The sequence below is a fragment of the Candidatus Accumulibacter phosphatis genome (genome assembly GCF_012939955.1).
GTDB classification, from domain to species: Bacteria; Pseudomonadota; Gammaproteobacteria; order Burkholderiales; family Rhodocyclaceae; genus Accumulibacter; species Accumulibacter delftensis.
The window spans coordinates 57930-81502 of record NZ_SPMY01000007.1 but is presented as its reverse complement, the minus strand read 5'-3'; the positions used below and the strand labels follow the sequence as shown (position 1 = coordinate 81502).

The 23573-nt window shown below is 63.3% G+C and carries 16 protein-coding genes and 2 pseudogenes; 11 read left to right on the top strand and 7 right to left on the bottom strand.

Annotated elements, in window-relative coordinates; genetic code table 11:
- The 7 genes and pseudogenes from E4Q23_RS02930 to E4Q23_RS02895 form a co-directional block, all read right to left on the bottom strand.
- Nucleotides 1-1057, bottom strand: a 1057-nt coding sequence (locus tag E4Q23_RS02930) for a Calx-beta domain-containing protein (protein WP_272873625.1), incomplete at its 3' end; no start/stop codon positions are given.
- Nucleotides 1058-2107: 1050 nt separating this feature from the next.
- Entirely contained in the window at nucleotides 2108-2575 is a 468-nt protein-coding gene (locus tag E4Q23_RS25080; RefSeq protein ID WP_423753300.1) for a putative transposase, read from the bottom strand.
- Between the two features lie 52 nt (nucleotides 2576-2627).
- Nucleotides 2628-3713: pseudogene (locus E4Q23_RS02925) on the bottom strand (putative transposase); the annotation flags it as partial.
- 35 nt (nucleotides 3714-3748) lie between these two features.
- A complete protein-coding gene (locus E4Q23_RS02920) occupies nucleotides 3749-4333 on the bottom strand; it encodes a helix-turn-helix domain-containing protein (RefSeq protein ID WP_169065240.1) in 585 nt (194 codons plus the stop codon).
- 200 nt (nucleotides 4334-4533) lie between these two features.
- Nucleotides 4534-4950, bottom strand: a pseudogene (locus tag E4Q23_RS23505) (ISAzo13-like element transposase-related protein).
- A 354-nt stretch (nucleotides 4951-5304) separates the two neighbouring features.
- The gene (locus E4Q23_RS02905) at nucleotides 5305-5697 is read right to left on the bottom strand and encodes a hypothetical protein (RefSeq protein ID WP_211203613.1); all 393 of its coding nucleotides are present in this window, start codon (nucleotides 5695-5697) and stop codon (nucleotides 5305-5307) included.
- Nucleotides 5698-6200: 503 nt separating this feature from the next.
- The gene (locus E4Q23_RS02895; RefSeq protein WP_169065237.1) at nucleotides 6201-6401 is read right to left on the bottom strand and encodes a CopG family transcriptional regulator; all 201 of its coding nucleotides are present in this window, start codon (nucleotides 6399-6401) and stop codon (nucleotides 6201-6203) included.
- Between the two features lie 323 nt (nucleotides 6402-6724).
- Here E4Q23_RS02895 and hyfB point away from each other — a divergent pair, with 323 nt between their 5' ends.
- The 11 genes from hyfB (at nucleotide 6725) to E4Q23_RS02840 (ending at nucleotide 23509) form a co-directional block, all read left to right on the top strand.
- Nucleotides 6725-8758 (top strand): hydrogenase 4 subunit B, encoded by a 2034-nt coding sequence (gene hyfB / locus E4Q23_RS02890; RefSeq protein WP_169065236.1) that lies wholly within the window; start codon nucleotides 6725-6727, stop codon nucleotides 8756-8758.
- Nucleotides 8755-9702, top strand: a complete 948-nt coding sequence (locus E4Q23_RS02885) for a respiratory chain complex I subunit 1 family protein (protein ID WP_169065235.1) — start codon at nucleotides 8755-8757, stop codon at nucleotides 9700-9702. Before hyfB ends, E4Q23_RS02885 begins: the two co-directional genes overlap by 4 nt.
- Before the next feature lies 1 nt (nucleotide 9703).
- A complete protein-coding gene (locus E4Q23_RS02880) occupies nucleotides 9704-10363 on the top strand; it encodes a formate hydrogenlyase (RefSeq protein ID WP_169065234.1) in 660 nt (219 codons plus the stop codon).
- Nucleotide 10364: 1 nt separating this feature from the next.
- Nucleotides 10365-11822 (top strand): hydrogenase 4 subunit F, encoded by a 1458-nt coding sequence (locus tag E4Q23_RS02875; RefSeq protein WP_169065233.1) that lies wholly within the window; start codon nucleotides 10365-10367, stop codon nucleotides 11820-11822.
- 4 nt (nucleotides 11823-11826) lie between these two features.
- Nucleotides 11827-13389, top strand: a complete 1563-nt coding sequence (locus tag E4Q23_RS02870; protein ID WP_169065232.1) for an NADH-quinone oxidoreductase subunit C — start codon at nucleotides 11827-11829, stop codon at nucleotides 13387-13389.
- Nucleotides 13389-13913: an NADH-quinone oxidoreductase subunit B family protein gene (locus E4Q23_RS02865; RefSeq protein WP_169065231.1), complete on the top strand. Its 525-nt coding sequence runs from the start codon at nucleotides 13389-13391 to the stop codon at nucleotides 13911-13913. The genes E4Q23_RS02870 and E4Q23_RS02865 overlap by 1 nt, the downstream gene beginning before the upstream one ends.
- A gap of 238 nt (nucleotides 13914-14151) precedes the next feature.
- A complete protein-coding gene (locus tag E4Q23_RS02860; protein ID WP_423753299.1) occupies nucleotides 14152-15630 on the top strand; it encodes a complex I subunit 4 family protein in 1479 nt (492 codons plus the stop codon).
- An 11-nt stretch (nucleotides 15631-15641) separates the two neighbouring features.
- On the top strand, nucleotides 15642-18983 hold the full coding sequence (locus tag E4Q23_RS02855; protein WP_169065230.1) for a DUF2309 domain-containing protein: 3342 nt from the start codon (nucleotides 15642-15644) through the stop codon (nucleotides 18981-18983).
- A complete protein-coding gene (locus tag E4Q23_RS02850; RefSeq protein ID WP_169065229.1) occupies nucleotides 18980-20515 on the top strand; it encodes a proton-conducting transporter membrane subunit in 1536 nt (511 codons plus the stop codon). Before E4Q23_RS02855 ends, E4Q23_RS02850 begins: the two co-directional genes overlap by 4 nt.
- The gene (locus E4Q23_RS02845; protein ID WP_169065228.1) at nucleotides 20512-22017 is read left to right on the top strand and encodes a complex I subunit 4 family protein; all 1506 of its coding nucleotides are present in this window, start codon (nucleotides 20512-20514) and stop codon (nucleotides 22015-22017) included. Before E4Q23_RS02850 ends, E4Q23_RS02845 begins: the two co-directional genes overlap by 4 nt.
- On the top strand, nucleotides 22010-23509 hold the full coding sequence (locus tag E4Q23_RS02840) for a complex I subunit 4 family protein (RefSeq protein ID WP_169065227.1): 1500 nt from the start codon (nucleotides 22010-22012) through the stop codon (nucleotides 23507-23509). Before E4Q23_RS02845 ends, E4Q23_RS02840 begins: the two co-directional genes overlap by 8 nt.
- Nucleotides 23510-23573 lie beyond the last annotated feature (64 nt).

Genomic DNA, 23573 nt, shown 5'->3' with positions numbered 1-23573 from the left:
CCACGAAGTCGTTGATCGTCACTACCGGCGTCCCCGGCGCCGCATCGTTGTCGATGATCGTCGCGGTCGCTACAGGACGAGCGAGGGTGGCGTTGCTGCTCGGGTTCGACAGCAACAGGACAAAATTCTCGGTTGGTTCCGGATTGCTGTCGTTGGTGATCGTTGCCCGTACCGTCTTGACCGTTTCGCCCGGGGCAAAGGTCAGATCGCCGGATTGGTTGTGGAAGTCGGTGCCGTAACCGGAAGCGCTTGCTCCCAATAGGGCGTAAGAGACCTTGACCGTGGCGGTGTTCGGCTGGTCGAGGCGGACCAGAAAGTCGGCGTAGGTCTGGCTCTCGCCGACCACGATGTCGTCCACCGAGATATTGGACGTGGCCACCGCCACCGCGTCGTTCTCGGCGATGATCGCCGTACCGACCGGGTCGAGCGTCGTCGCGCCGTTGAGCGCCGACAGCACGAGGTTGAACGCCTCCGACGACTCGGGCGTGCTGTCGTTGAGCAGGCTCACCTGGACCGTCCTGGCCGTCTCGCCCACGGCAAAGCTGAGGCTGCCGCTGGTCGCGACAAAGTCTGAACCGGCGATCGCCGTGCCGTCCTGGGTGGCGTAGTTCATCGAGACGACACCCGTCGACGGCCGGTCGAGGGTGATTACGAAGCTCGCTTCCTTGGCGGCTTCGTCGACCACGAAGTCGTTGATCGTCACTACCGGCGTCCCCGGCGCCGCATCGTTGTCGATGATCGTCACTACTGCGATCGAGTTGCCGATCTGTGCGTTGGCACTCGGGCTAAACAGATTGAGCCGAAAGGTCTCCAACAACTCCGGGGTTGCATTGTCGACGATCGGAATCGAAATGACCTGCTCGAGGACACCAGGATTGAAGGTGAGCACACCTGACACGTTGGTGAAGTCGTTCCCACTCACGGCCGAAAGCCCGGTAAGGTTCCAGTTCACTGTGACCGGATTCAGAAGATCGGCCTCGGAAAGACGAACGGTAAAAACAGCATGGGTATTGGCTTCGCTGACGACTATGTGATCGACCTTAATGACGATGGGCATGATCTTCTCCAAAGTTGCGGTTGATTCGGGCTATTACTGCTTTCTTTTTGAGGCGGCGTGGACGGAAATCAGGGCTTCGCGGGCTGTAGCGTTATTTGGTCGCAGCATCAAGGCTGTCCACAGCGCATAAACCACTACGCCGCAAGCTGCGGGATATTTGCTGCGCACTGCAATTCGTCTTGACGGCACGTCGAGTGCCGTGCGAAGGCTTGCGGATCGCGCCTGCTGCCGAGGCGTCGCAGCAGGTCCCCATTTGCCGGTATGTCCGCTGACCCATCGTCGCCGTGTGTGCAGGGCGGACGGTCTTCGCACCACACCCCAACCGAGGCACTGCCGAGCTTTTGCAACCCGTCCTTGGCAGCGCCTGGCAAGAGGTTTGGCGCTGAAGTCGTGAGTTCCGGCGGATTTCGAAAGGCGCGCTCAAGGGCAGCGGTAGCCGAAACCCGCGCTTGACGCCAGCGGTTGTGTGCTTCACAGCCCCCCCCCAGCAGCACTTCGTAGCGCCACCGACCACGCACCCCGCAGCTCGACCCGGGGCACCCCGGATGTTGCCGTTTACCCAGCGCTTGCGGGCAAAACCGTTGCGAGAAGCCTGAGTACGTGCTAGACGCGCCCATACCCACAAAATAATAGCGGATTTAATTTTTCTTGCCCAGATCTCTCCAAAAAAAATCTTGGAATGGCTTTGATGCTGGGCATTTTTTTCTATCCGCTATAGGTCGAAGGGCAGCCACTCGTAGGGAGATGCCATGGCCTGGCCCGGGCTGCGCCCATGCCGATGCTTCTCAGGGCCGATTCCGGACGTTCGCCCTCGTCGCGATCTGTAGCGCTGTTGATGTTGTGGGGGGGGGCAGCAGGCGGCGAGCATCGGGCCGCTATGTTTCTGGCCCGAACGGGCGCGGTGGCCATCGGCGAGATCGTTGCTCGGGAAGGCGATCCCACTGCTCTGCAAGGCGATCTCTACGAATATTCATACCATTCAAGAGGGTCGGATCAAGATGTCCCACTTGGGTAGGAGTGGGTTTCGTTCCAGACTCAGACAACCTGATCTCACGGATTTTGCGATGTCCCGATTTGCAGGATCAAGCGGAGCTTGGAGCGTGGGAAGAGAGTCGCGGTAGAGTTCAACTCGTCACAGAGTTTTCGGACGGCGCGGTCAGACACGCCATGGGCCATGTGGTGGAGGCGTACGGTCAAGGTGCCAGCCTCAACGTCGGGGAGCAAATCGGCTTCGGTCGTGTAGATCGCGCGTAGCAAGCTGCGAGCCTCGTCCGGGCGCGCGAGAAAGGGTGCCAGGATATTGGCCATGGCCGTTTCCGCGCGATAGGCAATCATCTTGAGCGTGTCGAGCAGTTGCTTGCTGTGGGTGCTCAGCCGGCGAAATTGGTTTTCTTCCGGCAAGTCCTTGATGTCGAGATGAGAGGGGGTCGCTTTGCGTTGTTCCTTCAGGGTCTTCAGTTCGTCCTGCAGATGTTCGATCTCGTCGTGGGCGGCGGCTTTTTTTTGCGACAAAGGCATCGACTTTCACGGGGTCAATCGTCTCGTTGAGGTTGAGCGCGCCGAATTCGGCGAGCCGGCGGCTGAGCTTGCTGGTCAGCGAGCGCACCTGGCCGTCGAGGGTTCTGCGAGCCGGGCTAACGACGCGTGCGGTATCAGGAATTTGTTCGGTCTGATAGTCGGCCAAGCGGTCCAGGGCAAAGTGTTCACGGGCATACTTGAAGAAATTTTCCTGAGACCACCGGGCGAACAGGGTGGCCGCCAAGAGCCCTATGCCGGATTGGTAATCCGTGCTGATCAGGGCGACCTGGCGACCGCTGTCACAGAGCTTGCGTATCTCGCGTACCCACAACACGCCACCGAGAAGCGTGCCCCGTTCGGCGAGTGGCATGCGTACCCGTTCACCGCTGCGCAGCTCGACCGTTCCGTCGACGAACTCCTCGGCGGACCAATCGTCACCGGGGTACTTGCGATAGGAGAGACAGGCAATGCGACGCACCTTCAGGCGTTTGAACAACTCCGGGCTATAGCCTTCGCGATCGAAGACCAGGGTGAAGCGATGGCGCAACGGTTCGGCTGCTAGCACTTCGGCGCTCGGCTGGCCCGGGATATCCCGTTCCAGACGGGGCAGAATCTCGCCCTCGAGGACCTTGATCAGGCCGGGATCGACGGCTTGCGTGACCCGAAAGAAGGGCTGTCCGTCGATCGCGTTGACCCAGTAATCGGCGGTCGCCCGCTGGCACAGCCGCTGCCGCGCGAGGTAGTGGCGCGGCAGCTTGGTCTGCTCGCCGTAATACACCCGCACATGCGCGTCGACGTAAAGGATGCCCGCTTCTGTCGGCGCCGCTTCCATCCAGCGCCGACACAAATCGGCACTCCATTTTTCGGCCTGATCCCCCTGACTCAGGAGCTGAATCTTCTCGCGCAGGGTGCGCACTTCCGGAATCCGATCCAGACCCAGCAGCTTGCCCCATTCGCCAGGCGCACAAGTGCGCAGGGACTCGACCGATTCCAGCCGCGCCAAGGCCATGAAAGCGATCAACATCAACAGACTGTCAATCCCATAGTAGCCCGGTGGCAGGGGAAGCCCCTCCGCTCCTTCGAGCAGTCCAACGGCCAGCAGGGCGGGCAGCGCAAACAGCACGCCGCCACGTGGCACGTCGACGGCCAACTGGAACTGGGGGAGCACCGCATTCAGCCCCCCCCACCGCTCGCCGCCACCCCGGGCTTCGCCCACGTTGGCTGGCCCCAACCCCCCATCGGAGCGGTGCTGTCGAGTGCGCTCCGCTCGCTTTTGGTGCTCGCGACGAGCGCGCAGGTCCCTTTCGCCGCCGCAACATGCAGCCGCCCGGCGCGCACCGCTTTCGACAGGGTGTCGCTTTTGATCCCCAGCTCTGCCGCCACGCTGGGCACCGTCTGTCCGTCGTCCAACAGGGCCTGCGCCTGCTTCAACACCTCGGCCGTCAGCACCGCCGGACCACGACGCCGCGGCGGAACATAGAAACCTTTCGGCCCCTCTTGCCGATAGCGCTTCAACGCCCGCTTGACACTCAACGCGGGCACCCCGAAGGCGCGTGACACGTCCACCACGCGCAAATGACCTTGCGCGATAAACTGCGCCGTAATCATCCGGAACGTCGCCAGATCGTCCTCGGCATGACTGAACACCGGCAGCACCCCGTGGAAATACACGACTTGTCCATCCTGCTTCCCGACAGACAGCAGTTCCTTGACCGGCGTGACAGCATCAGGAAAAATCGGCAACAGGAGTTGGGCCATCCGAATCTCCAGCAAGCTCAGCGTGGCGCCGAGCAAAAAGGCGTACTATCCTCCATTATTGGTATCTTCGCAATATCCGACACGTCGCCCCGCCATCAACCCGAACTGCTCCTCGTTTGGCAAGATAAGCTCATGAACTTCTAAGGATTTAGGATGACGATCGTGCGAACGTCATGGCGCCGAGATCAGGTTGTCTGAGACTAGACTCGACAGATTGCATGGCATGCTTGGCCACGGTGATTCGTTTTTTCATAGACCGTGCGGCTCAGTTCGACGACGGGATGAACGCCTTTCCAGGTCATGCTCTTGGCCCACTCCAACATCGTTTGGGCGTCGGTGAGCTTGGCGCCGTTCCAGTGCTGTTCCAAGATTCCCCAGCAACGCTCCACCGGATTGTATTTGCTGTGATACGGCGGATAGTACAAGAGGCGGATGGACTTGCCGATGTGATCGGCAAACTCGACGATTCACTTGAGAAATTGCGTACGCCGACCATTGCTCTCCGGTCCGTTATCCGCCTTGATTTGGATGTGTGTGACGCGAGCACACTCCCCGGACGCTTGACTCTCCCACCACGCGTAGAGGCTGTCGATGATGAAATCGCTGGTCTTCGCCAAGCTTCCGAAGAACAAATGGAGGGATCCACTGTCTTCGTTGACTGAGTGTGGTCACCCGATTTGATGGCGCGATTTTCACGCTTTTTGATGGTTGTTCGTGGCGTTCTTGCCACTCACCCTTCGGCATCGCACCGAGGCTACCCTCCACTCCGGCAGCATCAAGGCCAAGCCCTTCGGGTGCGTGCTTCGCCCGCAGCCTTGACCCTGCCTGCGTTTCGGGTGCTTTGTCGCCATGCCGAATGGCTCGTTGTGTGCCGCACGCGCACCATGCAACAAGCACAAGTCGTGCCTGGCGACGTATCGTAGCTCACTGATTTCAAGCACAAAAATTTGGTCAAGTTTGACGATGGCAAATCACCCCTTCACATCAACGTACGTGATCAAAAAACAGCCCGTTTGCCATCGAGAATGCTGACCCTGCTCAGGTATCCCCAAGGGGCGCAGTTTGCCGTTCGGCTTGGGAATCCAGACCCGCTTGACCGCTTCCGGTCGGTAGTCTTTCTTCTTCAGCCGTTCCGCCAGTTCCCCAAGCCAGCGTTCTTCTCCATACGCTTCGATGTCTTCAAAACGCACACCGTCCGCCCCGGCTGCTCCCTGGTTGGCTTTGCAGTTTCGGTAGGCATAGTCGAGTACGCCTGGTCGATGGACCTTGTCGTACAGGAGGTAGAACCGGTACCCGTATTCTTCCTTGGCATGCAACGCCATCTGCAGTTTCTGAACGTTTATTGGAGTTTGCAGGTTGCCCAATCTCCTGTCCCTTTCCGCTTCTTGCGTTAGTCTTGAACTGAGGCTCCTTTCCTCCATCGGCGTTACCCGACTTCAACGGTACTACGAGCCTCTCCGCCACCCCACCTCGCCCGGCCTGTCCCTCGCGGGCGTCCGGTTGGTCATGCGCTTGACCACGTGATGGAGCTTCCCGTGTTGCGTCTGCCTTCCTCTTCCACACATGCCGTCACCACTACCCCGGCGGAACCACAGACTGCGTTTCGCTCGCATTCGTCCGTGACAACGGCCTTTCCCGTGTCAGAGCCGGGTCGGCTTCCGCATCGCATTTTCCGAGGCCTGCTCAGTGTTCTATCAAATTACGGCCTGCAGGTTCGCCAAGTTCCTTAAAGAACCCTCTACACCAGAGGCTTCAGCCGCTTCGTTACCTCCACGACTGCTCCAGTTGCTACCGGCCGGAGCGAAAGTTGCCGGGCGGGATTCGCACCCGCTGGAAAACAGCGCCTTGGCACGGCGCACTCATCAGGCTAGACGCTTCCGTCGGACGATGACCGTCCCTTCAGCCACTCAGGAAGTTCCCGGTCGCCGGCGTTTTCAAGAATGTATTGACGGATCAGTTTCCTGACCACCTGGGAAGGCGTCAGATCATGAGCCGCGCAGATCTCTTCGAAGATTTGCTTCTTGAGAGGGTCGACGAGAATGGTCAGGCGTGCCGTACGATTTTCCATATCAGCGCTTTGTATGTGTGTTAAATTACAATTACAATTGTATCAGTAGCGAATATAATTGCTATGCAATTCGCACCGAAGAAACCTGGGCAATTGAAGCGTGCAGCGCCTACCGACGCCGCAAAAGTCTTCGAGCACCTCGTTGCGCGTTTTTCTCAAGCGTTTCCTGGAGAGCTGAACGCCATGTTGTTCGCCATCCGTAGTGGTCGCGATGTGCTGTGTCCCCTGGGATGCGAAGCCATTGCCGCTGGCCCTGGCGCGCACGCGACGACGTGTGCACACGCAAGCAGTGTCAGCGCGGCACGGGGGGGCGCCCATTGCCGATGATCAGCAGCGGCGTCTTCCTTTATCCAAGCACCTGGGTGCATCTGGACTGGGTCCTGCTGGTCGTTGCTGCCTGGCTGCTGATCGGTGCCGCAGGCTTGTTCGCCTTGCACCGCCTGGCCCTGGTGGCGAGAGTCCTGTTTCCTGTCGGCGGGGCATTCGGCCTGCTCTTGTTCGGCGTCGCTCTGAGCGCGATGCTCATCTCGCCGGAAGTCGCCGTGTTGCCGATCGGCCTGCCAGGTCTGCCCTTCCATCTTCGCCTCGACAGCCTGTCAGCATTCTTCCTGATGATCATCGGTGGCGTTTCGGCCGGTGTGTCGGCCTTCGCGGCGGGCTACTTCCGCAAGGGCGAAGGAACGCCGCCCGGCTTGCTGGCGCTCGAATACCACGTCTTTCTGGCGAGCATGGCGCTGGTTGTTCTCGCCGACGATGCCTACTCCTTCATGGTGATGTGGGAGACGATGGCCCTGTCGTCGTTCTTCCTGGTCACCGCCAACCACCGCATCGTCGAGATTCAGCGTGCCGGCTACCTCTACTTGCTAATCGCGCATGTCGGCGCTATCGGCATCCTGTTGTGCTTCGGCATCCTGCAGGCGAACACCGGCGACTACACCTTCGCCAACATGCGCTCGCAGGCCATCCTGCCCGACCGTGCGTCGCTCGCTTTCCTGCTGGCCTTGTTCGGTTTCGGCGCCAAGGCGGGTATCGTACCGCTGCATGTATGGCTTCCCGAGGCTCACCCGGCTGCGCCGTCGCCGGTCTCTGCGCTGATGAGCGGGGTCATGTTGAAGACCGCGATATACGGTTTGCTGCGTGTCATTTTTGACCTGCTGGGTACGCCGATATGGTGGTGGAGCCTGGTGCTGCTGGCGGTTGGTCTGGCGACCGCCCTGTTCGGTGTCGTCTTCGCCGCCGTGCAGATCGATATGAAACGCCTGCTGGCCTATTCGTCGATCGAGAACATTGGTTTGCTGTTCACCGGCATCGGCCTGGCCGTGTTGTTCGCGACCCAGAACATGCCGGTAATGGCGGCACTGGCGTTGACGGCGGTGCTCTACCATGTGGCCAGCCATGCCTTCTTCAAAGGGCTGCTCTTTATCGGCACCGGAGCAGTGCTGCACGCCACCCTTGAGCGCAACCTCGGCAAGCTCGGTGGTCTGATCCGCTATATGCCCTGGGTGGCCTGGGCAATGCTGATCGGTGTTCTGGCCAGCGCCGGCTTGCCGCCCTTTGGGGGCTTTGTCTCGGAGTGGCTGCTGCTACAGAGTTTCCTGTTCTCGCCGGACTTGCCGAGTTCATTCCTCAATATGCTGATTCCCGTGGTCGCCGCCTTGATCGCACTGGTGGCGGCGCTCGCCGGCTATACCATGGTCAAATTTTTCGGCGTCATTTTCCTCGGCCAGCCGCGCGAAGAGAAACTGGCGCAAGCGCACGACGCCGGGCGTTGGGAGCGCATCGGCATGGGTTGGCTGGTCGCCGGCTGCCTGGCGCTCGGGCTGTTTCCGGTCCAGTTCATCACCCTCATCGATCCGGTGACGCAGTTGTTGGTGGGCGCCGGTCTCGCCAGGACCGTCGGCGCCAACAGCTGGCTGCTGGCGCCGGTGGCGATCGAGCGCGCGAGTTACGGACCGGCAATTTTCCTGCTCGGCGTCGCTGCGAGCTTCGCGCTCGCCTTCCTGTTGGTGCGTCTCTTCTATCACGGCCGCCTGCGGCGCTCGCCGCCCTGGGACTGCGGATTCCCCTGGCAAAACGCGCGCATGCAGGATACCGCCGAAGGCTTCGGACAGCCGATTCGACAGATCTTCGAACCTTTCTTTCGCTGGGAGCGCGAGCTGCCGTCCGCTTTCGATGCCGCGCCGCGCTATCGCGTCAGCGTCACCGACCCCTTCTGGCACTGGATCTACCTGCCGCTGGCCGCCGCCGTCGAGCGTCTGGCACAGCTGATCGGTCTCTTGCAACAGGGGCGGATCGCGGTATATCTCCTCTACAGCTTCTTGACCCTGATCACCGTGCTGCTGGTGGTCACGTTATGACCTGGCTCGGCGTTTTCTCGCAATTTCTCGAGATCGTCATGGCGCTGCTGCTGGCACCCCTGCTCAGTGGCTGGGTCAATCAAAACCGCGCCTGGCTACAGAACAAGTCGGGGCCGGGCTTGCTGCAGCCGTACCACATGCTGCACAAGCTGTTCAACAAGGAATCGGTGCTTGCCGAACATGCGTCCCCACTTTTCCGCGGCGCTCCATATATCGTTTTCGGGTGCATGGCGCTGGCCTGTGCGATCGTCCCGACGCTGTCCACCGAACTACCGCTGTCGCCGGCGGCAGACACGATTGCCCTGGTCGGTCTGCTCGGCGTGGCGAGGGTCTTCATATCCCTCGCGGCAATGGATGTCGGTACGTCTTTTGGCACGCTCGGTGCGCGCCGTGAAATGCTGATCGGCTTTCTGGCCGAACCGGCGCTGCTGATGGTCCTCTTCTCGGCGTCGCTGATCTCCAAGTCGACCTCGCTGACCACCATCGTCGAGACACTCGCACATCGCGATCTGGCCATCTATCCGAGTCTGGCTTTCGCGGGCGTCGCCTTCGCCATGGTGTCCCTGGCCGAAAACGCCCGCGTGCCGGTCGACAACCCGGCAACGCACCTCGAACTGACGATGATTCACGAGGCCTTGATCCTGGAGTATTCGGGCCGCCATCTGGCGCTGCTCGAGTGGGCCGCGAGTCTGAAGCTTTTCGCCTATTCGTGCATTGGCCTGGCGCTGTTCTTCCCGTGGGGCGTCGCCGCGGCGCAGGCGCCGCTGGCACTGCTGCTGGCGATGCCGGCGTTGATCCTGAAGCTGGCGATCGGCGGCGTGCTGCTCGCGCTGCTCGAAACGCTCAGTGCCAAGATGCGCATTTTTCGCGTCCCGGAATTTCTCGCCACCGCTTTCCTGCTGGCAGTGATCGGCATGCTGGTGCACATCCTGGTGCGCGCGTGAGATGAGCGATTTCGTCGCCCAGCTGATCAATCTCCTGGCATCAACGCTGCTGATCCTGGCTTTCGCGATGATTTCGCAGCGGCGGATTCTGTCGCTGATCCACCTGTTCACCGCGCAAGGTGCAACATTGGTTGCGGCGACGCTGGTGGTCGGCTACGCGACGGACCAACCGCACCTCTACCTGTCGGCCGGCATCACTCTGGTAGTCAAGGTCATTCTGATTCCCTTGCTGCTGCATCGGGTCATCAATCGCCTCGATGTGCGCTGGGACGTCGAAACGCTGATCAACATACCGACGACGATGATCATCGGCATCGTGCTCGTCATTTTCGCTTTCGACCTGGCGCTGCCGATATCCAGGCTGTCGGCCACCATCGCCCACGGCACGCTCGGCATAGCGCTGGCCTGCGTGTTGCTCTCGTTCCTGATGATGATTACCCGTGCGAAGGCCGTACCGCAGGTGATCGGCTTCCTGTCGATGGAAAACGGCCTCTTCTTCGCCGCCACTTCGGCCACTTACGGCATGCCGATGGTCGTTGAACTCGGCATCGCTCTCGACGTCCTGGTCGGCATTCTGATTCTTGGCGTTTTCATGTTCCAGATTCGCGAGCAATTCGACAGTCTCGACATCAGCCACCTGGAAAAGCTCAAGGAGGACTGACTTGGAAACGCTGTTCTATGTTCTCGGAATCCCGCTGCTTGGCAGCCTGGTTCTGGCGTTTACCGGGCAGCGCGACATCGCGCGCGAAATCAACGTCGCGTTCAGCCTCGGGACTTTCATCGCCACCTGCCTGCTGACCGTCGAGGTCATCTCGGATGGGCCGCTGTTCGCCTGGCAGCACGAGTTCTTCGTTGACCCGCTGAACGTCTTTCTGGTCACCCTGACCAGCTTTGTCGGACTGACCACAGCCATCTTCTCGCGGCCTTACATGCGTATCGAGCACGACCACGGCAAGATGACAGCGCAGCGGCAGCGGCTCTATCACAGCATGTATCAGCTGTTCAGTTTCACGATGTTGCTGGCCCTGACCACCAACAACATGGGAATCCTCTGGGTGGCCATGGAAGCGGCGACGCTGACCACGGTGCTGCTGGTCAGCGTGTACCGGACCGCAGCCAGTCTCGAAGCGGCATGGAAATACTTCATCCTCTGCGGCGTCGGTATCGCCCAGGCCCTGTTCGGCACCGTCCTCCTCTACATGGCCGCTGAAAAGGTGATCGGCACCCAGGTTGGCGCGCTGCTGTGGACCAATCTCGACGCGGTCAAGACACAGCTCGATCCGACCATCATCACCCTCGCTTTCGCTTTCCTGTTCATCGGCTACGGCACCAAGGTCGGACTGGTACCCATGCATAACTGGCTACCCGATGCGCATGCGGAAGGGCCGACGCCGGTTTCCGCCGTGCTCTCGGGCCTGCTGCTGAACGTCGCGGTCTATGCCCTCCTGCGCTGCAAGGTGCTCACCGACGGGGCGCTGGGAAACGCCCTCGCCGGGCAGTTGATGATGGGCTTCGGTCTTCTGTCGGTGGTGGTGGCAGCGTTCTTCCTGTCACGACAAAAGGACGTCAAGCGCATGTTTGCCTACTCTTCGATCGAGCACATGGGACTGATCACCTTCGCCTTCGGCATGGGCGGCGCGATTGCCAACTACGCCGGCTTGCTGCACATGACGGTGCATTCACTGATCAAGTCGGCAATTTTCTTTGCCGTTGGCCATGCCACGCAGAAGGCCGGAACGCAGAACATGGCGGACATCCGCGGTCTCATCAAGGTTAGTCCGCGGCTTGCCTGGGGGATGATGCTCGGCTCGCTGGCCATTCTCGGCATGCCACCTTTCGGCGTTTTCGCCAGCGAGTTTCTGATCCTCACGACGGCCATGCGCGACCACGCGTGGGCGACACCGTTTCTGCTGCTGGCGCTCGGCGTGGCTTTCGCCGCCGTCTTCAGCCGCGTCCAGCCGATGGTCTTCGGCGAAACCTCCCTCAAGAAGACCCTGGGCCACGCGCCCGCGCTGCTGCCGGTTTTCGTGCACCTTGGCCTGGGGCTGATGCTGGGCTTGTACATCCCGCCGTACCTGCACGAATGGTATCGTCAGGCAGCCGCAATGATGGGCGGTTGAGGCGATGCGAATCGCCGGCTTCAACCTCGATTGCGAACGCCTGCCGGCACCTCTGCCGATGTGGCGCGCGACAGTGCGCGCCGAAACCTGGCAGGTAGTTGCGCGGGCAATTTCCGAGACCGGCGGTCGGCTAATTGCTCTCTGGGCGTCCGATCGCACGCAGGGGGCGTCGGGCGGCCTGGCGATCTCGTCGGCCTATGCGCTAAGGGAAGGTCTACTGTGGCTCGATCTGCCGCTCGCCGAGCGGGCTGGCACTTATCCCGACCTGGTGCCACTGTTTCCCTGCGCGGGCCGCATGCAGCGAGCAGCGGCCGATCTGCTCGGCGTCGTAGCCGAAGGCGCGAGCGATCGACGACCATGGCTGAACCACGGTGCCTGGCCAGAGGCTTACCTGCCGCTACGTCGGGAAGCTGCGCAGGAAGCTGCCGCCACGCCGAGAGCAGTGACCGACTATCCATTTGTTCGCGTTGAAGGCGACGGCGTGCATGAGATTCCTGTCGGACCGGTGCATGCGGGGATCATCGAGCCGGGGCACTTCCGTTTTTCGGTCGTTGGCGAGAAGGTAGAGCGCCTGGAGCAACGTCTGGGCTACAAACACAAAGGGGTCGAAAAGCGTTTTACCGAGCTTTCCCCGCTCCAGGCGCATCGACTGGCCGGTCGGATTTCTGGTGATTCGACGGTCGCTTACAGCTGGGCGTACTGCATGGCGCTGGAATCACTGGCCGGCTGCCAGCTTGCCGGGCGCGCCACCTGGCTGCGCGCGCTGCTGCTCGAACGCGAGCGGGTCGCCAACCACCTCGGCGACCTCGGTGCGCTCGGCAACGATGCGGCGTTCGCCTTCGGGCTGGCTCAGTTCTCCAGGCTCAGGGAAGACTGGCTTCGCCTCTCGAATGCGGTTTTTGGTCACCGTCTGATGATGGACTGTATCGTCCCGGGTGGGGTGGCGACAGATGTCGTTCCGGCGACTGCCGCCAGCCTGGTCGGCCAGTGCGACCTGATTGAGCGTGAAGTGCGGGATTTGCATCGAGTGTACGACGAGCATGCCGGCCTGCAGGACCGTTTCCTCACCACCGGTCAGGTGTCGCCGGAACTCGCCACTCGACTGGGGCTCACCGGCCTCGCGGGTCGCGCCAGCGGCCAGGCCGCCGACCTGCGCTGCGATCAGGCCTGGGCGCCGTACGAGCAGTTGCAAGTAAACATCGCGACGCAGCGCAATGGCGACGTAGCCGCTCGCGTCAGCGTGCGCTTCGACGAAGTTCTGGAATCACTGCGGCTGATTCGCGTGCTGCTTGCCCGACTTCCGGACGGCCCGACGCGCGGCGAACTGCGGCTGCCGAGCAAGCGGGCCTTCGGCGCCGGCTGGGTCGAAGGCTGGCGCGGCGAGATCTTCGTCGCTCTCGAATGGGATGGCGAGCAAGGCGCCAACTGCATCCGCCGCTGTCACGTCCACGATCCATCGTGGCAGAACTGGCCGGTGCTGGAACACGCGGTCATGGGGAACATCGTTCCCGATTTTCCGCTGATCAACAAATCCTTCAACCTCAGCTACTCGGGACACGACCTCTGATGTGGCGCATTGTCAAACAGATCGCGAAAAACGGCATCCGCAGTGAAGCGCCACCCGAGTTCAGCAATGACTTGCGCGTGGAAAGTGAGCATATTCAGCACGCACTCCTGGACATTCTCGGCCGGGCGCTGAGCATTCGCCAGGTCGATGCCGGTTCGTGCAACGGCTGTGAGCTGGAAATCAACGCCCTCAACAACCCCTACTACAACATCGAAGGACTCGGCATCAGGTTTGTCGCCAGCCCACGTCACGCCGACATGCTGTTGGTTACCGGACCGGTTTCACGGCACATGGAACTCGCCTTGCGCCGCACCTACGCTGCGACTCCTGCCCCCAAGCTGGTCGTTGCCGTCGGCGATTGTGGTTGTGACGGCGGTATTTTCGGCGACAGCTACGCGAGTTGCGGGCGTGTGGCCAATGTCATTCCGGTCGATCTCGCGGTGCCCGGCTGCCCGCCGCCGCCACTCGAGATCCTGCGCGGGATACTGACCGCGGTGCGACGTTGCCGGAGTTCGCCAGGATAGAGGCGCAGCAGCCCTGCATCGGCAAGCGTCAAGCATCGCGTCGCCGTGGCGGGGGTCTTCGAGCAGTGTTTGGCGTTGGCCACTGAGGCGAGGATTTCGGCTGATCGCCTCACGCGTGGTCGCTGGCGCAGCTTGAAGAACAACTCACACGGCGGAAACCCTCGTCGATGATGGCATAATCACTCCCCGCGAGAAAAACAATTCCGGGGGGAGCTGCCGCGCCACAAGGCGCCGCCACGTGTCCATGCTGAAAGTGCTGTTGCTGCTGCCACTCCTCGGGGCGGGTCTGTTGTTGCTGTTGCCGAGTCGCAGAGTCGACCTCCTGCGCCATGTCGCGAGCATCGTGGCCGCCGCGACGGTGCTTTGCGCCTGCCTGTTGCTGATCGACTTCGACCCGACAATCGGCGACATCCAGTTCTTCGAGACCCGTCCGTGGAACCCGCGCCTTGGCTCGAACCTGGCGCTCGGTGTGGACGGAATTTCGCTGCCGATGCTACTGCTGGCAACGGTCCTGTGTTTCGTCGCGATTTTCACGTCGACCGCCGTGCGCAACGGCGCCAAGCTGTACTTCTCGCTGATCCTGGGCCTCGAGACCTCGATGTTGATGGTCTTTGCCGCACGCGACTGGTCGCTGTTCTACGTCTTCTGGGAACTGACGCTGATCCCGCTGTTCTTCCTCATCGACCGTCTCGGGGGAGCCAATCGTCACCGCGCGGCACTGAACTTCGTGCTGTACACGCTCGGCGGCTCGGTGTTCATGCTGATCGCGCTGCTGCTGCTCTACGACGTCGCCCCCGGGCACAGTTTCGCGATGGACGACATGGCCGCCGGCAGCGCGCAATTGCCGCAGAAAACGCAAATCCTGGTCTTTCTCGGGCTCTTGCTCGGTTTCGGCGTCAAGATGCCGATCGTTCCGCTGCACGGCTGGTTGCCGCTGGCGCACGTCGAGGCACCGAGTCCGATCTCGGTGCTGCTCTCCGGAATCCTGCTCAAGATGGGTGCCTACGGCCTGATCCGCGCGGTATGGACGCTACCGGGAGCGGCGCAGGCGCTGCAGGACTGGCTGGCGCTATTGGCGCTGCTCAGCCTGATCTATGGTGCGGTTCTCGCCTGGCGGCAGACCGATCTGAAAGCGATGATTGCCTACTCCTCGATCTCGCACATGGGCGTCGTGCTGCTCGGTATCGCCGCCCTCAACGAGGCCGGGCTGAACGGTGCGCTGACGCAGATGGTGGCGCACGGACTGGCGGCGGGGCTGCTGTTCATGCTCATCGGCCTGCTTTACGAGCGCACCCATCAGCGCGAGCTCGCGGCCTACGGTTCGCTGAACCGGACCGCACCACGCTTTGCGGTGTTCATTACGCTGACCCTGCTGGCATCGGTCGGCCTGCCGGGCAGTGCCGGCTTCATCGCCGAGCTGCAGGTACTGATCGGCGCCTACGCTCGCTGGGGCGGCTGGCTGGCGGTGCTGTCGATGGGCGTATTGATCTCGGCAGCCTACGCCCTGCGCGCCATTCGCCGGCTGTCGACCGGCCCTGAGCGGCCTTTCGCGGGGGCAGCGGCCGGCGTCGCGACTTTCGCCGACCTCACCCGCAGCGAAACGGTGACCGCCAGCGTGTTAAGCGCGGCCATCGTCGTCATCGGGTTTTACCCGGCACCGCTGCTCGGCTTGATGTCCTCGTCGGTCGCCCGCTTGGCGCAGCAGTTCGGAGGCTGAGTGGGCAACTGATGAATACCCCTCCCATAGCGCCGGAAGCGGCCAGCGCAAACGTGACGTCGACCGACGCCCGGGCACGGATCAGGAGCTGTCTGAGCCACCTCGAACACGTCCTGCCGACACAGGCGCCCTTGCGTGATTTCGTCCATCACAACACCCTGCATGCTTTTCAACATCTGCCCTTTGCCGAAGCTTGCAACGAGGCCGGGCGACTGACCGGCGCCAAGACCTGGCTTGACGAAGACCGCTGTCGCGATCTCTACCGGCAGGGGCGAGTAACGGTGAGCGACCTCGACGCCGCTCTGCGGCAATTGCCGGCTGCGCGCAGCGACGAAAGACTGCTCGCCGTCGGGAGCCGCGAACTGTCCCGTGGGGAAATCCTGCAGGCGACGCTGCGCCATGCGCCGAGCAAGCTGTCAGCAGCGCAGATTCGCTGGCATGGCGAGGAACACGCGGCCTTCGCACGCTGGCAAATCGATCTCGACGCGGCGACGCGGCAAGTGCTGTGGGCAGCCGCCAAGGCTGAAGGATTCGACGAAGCGGCGGCGGTGAGCGATCTCTGGGCCGCCGCCTGTGCTCTGCAGCCAGGGCCCAGCGCAAGGCCACTGGCCAGCGAGGCCGTCGACGAGTGGCCGAAATGGCCGCAGTGGCCGCAGTGGCCGGAAGCGCCGAGTGGACAGCCCGCTCCGCAAGCCGCCAGCGCACTGTGGCAGGAACTGATCACAGGCCTCGGCGAGCACTGGACCCTGGCCACCCTGCTCGCCCACCTCAGCGGCGAAGATCTCCGCGACACGCTGCACGCCAGCCTGATTCGCCATCTCGGCGCACACCTCGACCAGGGCCTTGCCGCGTGGCGAAACGCGGCGCTGAGCCAGGGCTTCTATGCCGCGTGGCGGCAGAGTGCTGCCAGCGACTGGGCCTGGGAGCTTGAAGAATTCGTCGGCGCACGGCAAGAGATTGCGCAATTGCCGGACGACCCGCTGCTGACGATCATTGGCGAGCTACTGGAACTCGGTATTCAGGAAGCGAGCTGGGACGCCTATCTGCAACGGCTGGTGCTCGAGCTACCCGGCTGGGCCGGTATGTGCTGCTGGCGCGAAGCGCACCCGCGCGCCGGCGAGCCGCCGGTCTCGCTGGCCGATTTCCTGGCCGTTCGGTTGGTACTTGAACGGCTTTACGGCGAGCAATTGATTCGCCGCCTCTGGGACTTGCCGCTCAGCCTGGCGGCGCTGGGGGACTATTTCGCCGCCAACGCCGCCGAGTTGCAGGTACGACACGCGTTCGGCAAGCAAGAACTGAGCGAAGACCTGCTTGCGGCGGTGACCCCCTGCCTGGCGTCGCCGGCGAGCGACGCGCCAGCCAAGTGGCGGGAATTTGCGACCCGCCTTTCCTCACTCTCCTCACTCTCCTCACTCTCCTCACTTTCCTCGCTTTCCTCTGCCAGTCTTGCGGAGCCGCGAGACGGCCAGCTTTCCGAAGACGAGCAAACGGCGCTGGCGGCCTGGCCGCTTTTCGTGCTCGCGCAAGAGCTCGGTCTGGGCGGGCGGCAACTGCGCGAGATCGCTTCGGCCGGCGCGCAGGCCCTGCTCGACTGTGCCGCTTCACTGAGCCGCAAGCAGCGTGGGCAGGTCTGGCTGCTGGCCTACGAACACCATTATCGGCAGCAGATCTTCGCTGCGTTGGCTGCCAATCACGGCCGCGCCGCTGCGCTGGCCGGCAAAGCCGAAGCGCAATTCGTGTTCTGCATGGACGACCGCGAGGAAGGTTCGCGCCGCCACCTGGAAGAAGTCAATCCGGCGTTCGAGACTTTCGGTGCCGCCGGTTTCTTTGGCGTACCAATGCTCTGGCAAGGCCTCGACGATGAGGCGCCAAGCGCCTTGTGCCCGATCGTCGTACGACCGACGAACGCCATTCGCGAAGCAGTGCCGAGTGGCCGCGAGGCGGCACAGCAAGCGCATCAGCGGCGCCGCCAGTTGCGCCTTGCCTGGCGCGAGCGCCTGCATCAGGGCAGCCGGCGCGGCTGGCTGCAGGCAGCGCTGCTGACCGCCGCCGCTGCCCCCTTCGCTCTCCTGGCCCTGTTCGCCAGAACCCTCGCGCCGGCGCGCTTCGGCGCGGCGCTCGCGCGCCAGCGCGACAACTTCGACCAGCCTCTGGCGGCAATGCTGCGGCTGACCGCTGAAGACAGCGAAGCCCGTCGCGTCGCCACTGCCGACGAACCTCGCCTGGGCTTCAGCGAGGAAGAACAGCTCGCTCGCGTCGGTGGCTTCCTGCGCAGCATCGGGCTAACCAGAGACTTCGCACCACTGGTGTTGATCGTCGGCCACGGTTCGGACAGTCGTAACAACCCGCATCTGGCGGCCTACGATTGCGGCGCCTGCTCCGGCCGGCACGGCGGCCCGAATGCGCGCGTTTTTGCGGCCCTGGCCAACCGCCCGACGATTCGCGCCAGGCTTGCCGAACAGGGCCTGCAGATTCCGGAGACAACGCTCTTCGTCGCTGCCGAGCACAATACCTGCGACGAAAGCTACCTCTGGTATGACCTCGAAAATCTTCCGGCCAGTCACCAGGAGGCGTTCGCGGCCATACGCCGGGACTGTGCGCAAGCGACCAGTCTGCACGCCGTCGAACGCTGTCGCCGCTTGGCGTCGGCGCCGCGCGCGCCGTCGCCCGCTCAGGCGCGGCAGCATCTCGCCGAGCGCTGCCAGGATATCGCGCAGGCGCGACCCGAACTCGGCCATGCCACCGTTGCCACCGCCTTCATTGGTCGCCGGACGATGAGTCGGCGTGCTTTTTTCGATCGCCGCGTGTTCCTGATTTCCTACGATCCGCTGCCCGACCTCGAAGGCCGCATCCTCGAAGCGACCCTGCTTGCCGCCGGCCCGGTTGGCGCTGGCATCAGCCTCGAGTACTACTTCTCGAGCGTCGATAACGAAGGCTTCGGCTGCGGCAGCAAGGTGATGCACAACCTGGCGGGCTTGTTTGGCGTCATGCAGGGTGCCAGTTCGGACCTGCGCACCGGCCTGCCGCTGCAAATGATCGAGATCCACGAACCGATGCGCCTGCTGGTCGTCGTCGAGCAGACGACGGAACTGCTCAGCGCGATCTACCAGCGGCAGCCGCCGATGCAGGAACTGGTCGGCAACGGCTGGGTCGTGCTGGCCGCCAAGCACCCGGAAACGGGAGCGATTCACCTCTTCGATCCGGCCAGCGGCTGGCAGCCATGGCACGCCGATCCGGCTACGGAAGCGACGGCGAACATCACCGAAGTCGAACGTTCGCTCGACTGCTTCGCCGGTCGACACGAAGCGCTGCCGCCCGCCCTGCTGCGCCAGCCACGGGTAGCGGCAGCATGAGCACACTCACGGAAAGCATGCGCCTGGTGTGGCTGGTACCGCTATTGCCGCTCCTCGCTGCGGCGGCGATCGGGATGCGCATGCTCTTCTGCCGACAGCACGGCGACCGCCATGAGCCGCTGACCGCCGGACTGGCCAGCGGCGCGGCGCTCGGCGCCCTGCTCCTGCTGCTGCTTTTCGACCTGGCGGCACTGCTCAACGGCGTGCCGGAGACGCTGCGCAGCGGCGAATGGCTGGCGATCGGCCTGACGCAGGTTGGCCTGTCATTTGCCCTCGACGCCTACAGCCTGCCGATGGCCACGCTGGTGGCGCTGATCGCCTGGATTGCGCTGCGTTTCTCGGCCACCTATCTGCACCGCGAGCGTGCCTTCCCGCGCTTCTTTCTCGGCATGTGCCTGTTTCTCGCCGGCATGCTGCTGATCGTCCTGGCCGGCAACGCGGTGCTGGCTTTCGTCGGTTGGGAACTGGCGGGGATCAGCTCCTGGCTGCTCATCGCCTACGCCTGGGAGCGACCCGTGGCAAGCGCCAACGCGCTTTTCGTCTTCGTCGCCAACCGCGTCGGCGACGCCGCTTTCCTGCTCGGCATCGGCCTCGCGGTGTGGTCGGTGGGCAGCGTCGAATGGGCCGCGCTGAGCGGCGACGGAACGCTGAGCGTGGTCAGCGCACGCCTGCTGGCCGCCGGCTTCGTGCTCGCGGCGGTGGTCAAATCGGCGCAACTGCCGTTCACGCCGTGGATCGCGCGTGCGCTCGAAGGGCCGACCCCATCGTCGGCGGTGTTCTACGGCTCGCTGATGGTGCACGCCGGTGTTTTCCTGCTCTGTCGTCTGCAGGGACTGCTGCTGCAGGTGCCCGACATGATGCTGCTACTGGTCGTCGTCGGTCTGACCACAGCTTTGTACGGCGGGCTCTGCGCCCTGGTGCAGAGCGACGTCAAGTCGGCACTGATCTTCTCGACAGTGACCCAGGTCGGTCTGATGTTCCTGCTCTGCGGCTTCGGGCTGTTCTGGCTGGCCGCCTGCTACTCGGGCCTGCACGCCGCCTGGCGGGCCTACCAGTTTCTGCTCGCGCCGTCCTACATGCACCTGGTCCGCCGTCCGGCGCGCCCGGTGCCGAACTGGCTGGCCCGGCAGAGTTGGCTGTATAGCGCGGCGCTGCAGCGCTTCTGGATCGAGGCACTGGCGAACAGCCTGCTGACCCGCCCGACGCTGGCGCTGGGCAGGGACGTACGCGCCCTCGACGAACAGGTCATCGACCCCCTTCTGGGCACGCCACGCGCCGATCACGAAGTCGCCAAAAACCATGCCACGGCTACGGACGAACTGATCGGCGGCCACGGCTTCGCCGGTCGCGCCTTGTTCGCCTTTGCCGAATGGCTGCAGCGCATCGAGAACCGTCTGCTGCTGCGTGGCAACGATTCGATGATGAAACCACTGCGCCGTATCGGCCGCTACGCGGATGCCATCGAGTTGCTGCTTGAACAACCGCGCTACCTGATGCTGATGGTGATGGCGACGATGGTGGTAATTTTATGAATGAAGTGCACTGGGCGGCGCTGGCCGGCTACCCGCTGCTGGCGATGCTGCAGTTGCTGCCGCTGCTCGGTGCCCTGGCGCTGTTGATCCTGCGCAAGGCTCGCCTGGCGGTTGCCGTCGGCCGCCTGTTTGCAGTCGCTGAATTGTTCCTGGCGCTCGACCTCTATCGGCGCATCGACGTCTCGAGCAGCGTCATGCAATTTGCCGAACGGCTCGACCTGCTCGCCTATCATGCCGCCGCCGACGGCATCAGCGTGCTTTTCATCCTGCTCACGGCGCTGCTTGGCGTGCTGCTCGCCTTCTACGGCATGGCGCGCCAACAGGTCACCCCGATACACCTGCTCGGCGTGCTGCTGCTCATCGAGGCCTCGCTGATGAGCATGCTGACGACCATGAACCTGCTCTGGTTTGCCGCCGCGTCGGCGCTGCAGCTGGCGTTGATCGGCTATCTGCTCTGGCGCTGGGCTTCGGCCAGCGAAGAGAAGCTGGCACTGTCGCGCTTCCTGCAATATCAGTTCTTCGGCTGCTGCCTGTTCATCGCCGGTGCCGTGGTCCTCGTCTGGAGCCATGCCGACGCCAACCCCCTCGGCGAGCGCTGGAGCTTCGATCTCTTCGACCTGCTGGCAACGCCACAGATCAGCAAATACCAGTCGGCGGCCTTCTATCTGCTGTTTTACGGGCTGGCCATCCGCACACCGCTTTTTCCCCTGCACGGCTGGCTGCCCAATTCGGCCGGCTATGGACTGATCGCCGTCGGTCCGGTGCTCCTGCTCGGCGTCAAGGTCGGCATCTATGGCATGGCGCGCTTCCTGCTGCCCTTGACGGCCGAAGCGGTCGTCATCTGGCAGCCCTACGTCGTCGCCTTCGCCATGGTCGGCGTTTTCTATGCCGCAGTGCTCGCTTTCCGGCAGGCGAACCTGCGCCGACTGATGGCCTTCGCCGTCGTCAGCCACACCAGCCTGATCGTCATCGGTCTATTCACTTTGCATCCGGCCGGCGTACAGGGCGCCTTGCTGCTGGCGGTCAACTTCGGCCTGGCGATCACGGTCATGCTGTTGATGATCGGCTACGTCTACCGCCGCGCCGGGACCACCAATCTCGACCGCCTCGGCGGCCTCTTCGACCGCGTCCCCTTCATCGCCATCGCCTTCCTGATCGGCGGTCTGGCGCTGCTCGGCATGCCGGGAACACCGGGCTTTGATGCCGTGCACCTGGTCCTGGAAGCGTCGATCCAGGCTTTCGGCGCGCTGCCGACGGTCGCCACCGCACTCGGCAACGTCGCCGCCGCCGGTTTCCTGCTGTGGGCTTTTCAGCGCGCCTTTCTGGCGCCGCGGCCGAAAGACCTGCCGGCGCGCAGTATCGCCCGTACCAGCCCCATGGAGTACGCTGTCGGCGGCGCCGCGCTGCTGGTGCTGCTGCTCGCGGGTTTTTACCCGGAACCCTGGCTGCAACTGACCGACAGCGCAACCCAGGCGCTCGCCGCCTATTTCACCCATGATTGAGCTGGCTTCCTTCCCCCTCCTGAGCACCCTTCTGGCGCTGCCGATCGGCGGCGCACTGGCAACGGCGCTACTGCGGCGTGCGCCGTGGGCGCAGTGGATCGCGCTGGGCACGACGCTGCTGACCTTCTTGCTGTCACTGCTGATCGTCGCCGCCTTCGATAGCGCGCAGACGGGCTTCCAGTTGATCGATGCGGCGAACTGGATGGTCGGGCTGAACATCCGCTATGTGCTCGGCGTCGATGGCATTTCGCTGCTCTTCCTGCCGGCCACGGCCCTGCTTTTCTGCGGCGCAGTGATCGCCGGCTGGCGGATTCGCGCCGCGGCTGCGCCACTGTCGCCCGGCCTGTACTTCGCCTTGCTGCTTTTGCTGGAAGCAGCGACGCTCGCTGTCTTCTGCGCACTGGACACGATTCTGTTCTTCTTCTGCTGGGAGTTCACGCTGCTGCCGCTGTATTTCCTGGTCAGTCTGTGGGGCGTCGGCGCCGCCCGGCAAACGGCCGCCGTACGCTACTTCCTGGTCATGCTGGCCAGCGGCGTACCGCTGCTCTTCGGTCTGCTGGCGCTGGCCTTCGGCCACGCCGAGAGTGCCGGCGCGCCAGTTTTCGACCTGCCGACGCTGCTCGCGACGCCCTTGCCCGTCGGCACGCAATACGTGGTCTTCCTGCTGCTGCTCGTCGGCTTTGCCGCCAAAGTACCATTGGTGCCCCTGCACACCTGGCTGCCGTCGCTGGCCATGGGCGCGCCGGCAGCAATCACCGCGCTGATTGTCGGCCTCAAGCTCGGTGCCTACGGGCTGATCCGCCTGGCCATCCCGCTAGCGCCGATCGCCGCCCGCGACCTGCACTGGCTGCTCGCCGGCTGCGGCACTCTGGCCATACTCTACGGCGCCGTGGCGGCGATGGCACACAGCAATCTGCGCGGCATGCTGGCCTATACGAGCCTGTCGCACGTCGGCCTGGTAGTGCTCGCGCTGGCAAGCTTCTCGGCGTCGGCGCTGCAAGGCGCGCTGCTGCAACTGCTCAACTTCAGCGTCGCCGCCGGTGGCGGCTTTCTGGTGCTCGCCTTCCTGCAGCGCCGCAGCGGCTCGACCGACATCGCGCAGTTGGGCGGCGTAATGCGCAGCATGCCCTTGCTATCGGGCTTCTTCCTGCTCTTCGGCCTGGCCGGAATCGGCCTGCCGGGAACCAGCGGCTTCCCCGGAGAACTGTTGATTATCGTCGCCGCCCTGCACAGCCATACCGGCGCCGGACTGGCGGCGCTGTTCGGCACGGTACTCGCTGCCGCCGCCTTCCTGGCGCCTTTCCGGCGCGCCTTCCTCGGGCCGTTGCGCAACGCTGAGATAGCCGCCGGGGAAGACCTGCTGGCGCGTGAAAAGGCCGTCCTGCTGCTGCCCGCGCTGCTGATTCTGGCCGTCGGCGTGTATCCAATGCCGATACTGGAACTACTGCGGCCGACGGCCGAGGCCTGGGTAGCAGCGCTGGCGGGTTTGTGATTGACGAGCGCGGCGGCTACCATGGCCAGGCTGCGGTTTTCGACAAAAGGTCTTATCTGTAGCC

What these genes read in the sequence shown, in the direction of transcription:
- E4Q23_RS25080 (WP_423753300.1), bottom strand. Translation starts at nt 2,575, where the DNA reads ATGCCTTTGTCGCAAAAAAAAGCCGCCGCCCACGACGAGATCGAACAT.
- E4Q23_RS02920 (WP_169065240.1), bottom strand. Translation starts at nt 4,333, where the DNA reads ATGGCCCAACTCCTGTTGCCGATTTTTCCTGATGCTGTCACGCCGGTC.
- E4Q23_RS02895 (WP_169065237.1), bottom strand. Translation starts at nt 6,401, where the DNA reads ATGGAAAATCGTACGGCACGCCTGACCATTCTCGTCGACCCTCTCAAG.
- hyfB (WP_169065236.1), top strand. Translation starts at nt 6,725, where the DNA reads ATGATCAGCAGCGGCGTCTTCCTTTATCCAAGCACCTGGGTGCATCTG.
- E4Q23_RS02885 (WP_169065235.1), top strand. Translation starts at nt 8,755, where the DNA reads ATGACCTGGCTCGGCGTTTTCTCGCAATTTCTCGAGATCGTCATGGCG.
- E4Q23_RS02880 (WP_169065234.1), top strand. Translation starts at nt 9,704, where the DNA reads ATGAGCGATTTCGTCGCCCAGCTGATCAATCTCCTGGCATCAACGCTG.
- E4Q23_RS02870 (WP_169065232.1), top strand. Translation starts at nt 11,827, where the DNA reads ATGCGAATCGCCGGCTTCAACCTCGATTGCGAACGCCTGCCGGCACCT.
- E4Q23_RS02865 (WP_169065231.1), top strand. Translation starts at nt 13,389, where the DNA reads ATGTGGCGCATTGTCAAACAGATCGCGAAAAACGGCATCCGCAGTGAA.
- E4Q23_RS02855 (WP_169065230.1), top strand. Translation starts at nt 15,642, where the DNA reads ATGAATACCCCTCCCATAGCGCCGGAAGCGGCCAGCGCAAACGTGACG.
- E4Q23_RS02850 (WP_169065229.1), top strand. Translation starts at nt 18,980, where the DNA reads ATGAGCACACTCACGGAAAGCATGCGCCTGGTGTGGCTGGTACCGCTA.
- E4Q23_RS02845 (WP_169065228.1), top strand. Translation starts at nt 20,512, where the DNA reads ATGAATGAAGTGCACTGGGCGGCGCTGGCCGGCTACCCGCTGCTGGCG.
- E4Q23_RS02840 (WP_169065227.1), top strand. Translation starts at nt 22,010, where the DNA reads ATGATTGAGCTGGCTTCCTTCCCCCTCCTGAGCACCCTTCTGGCGCTG.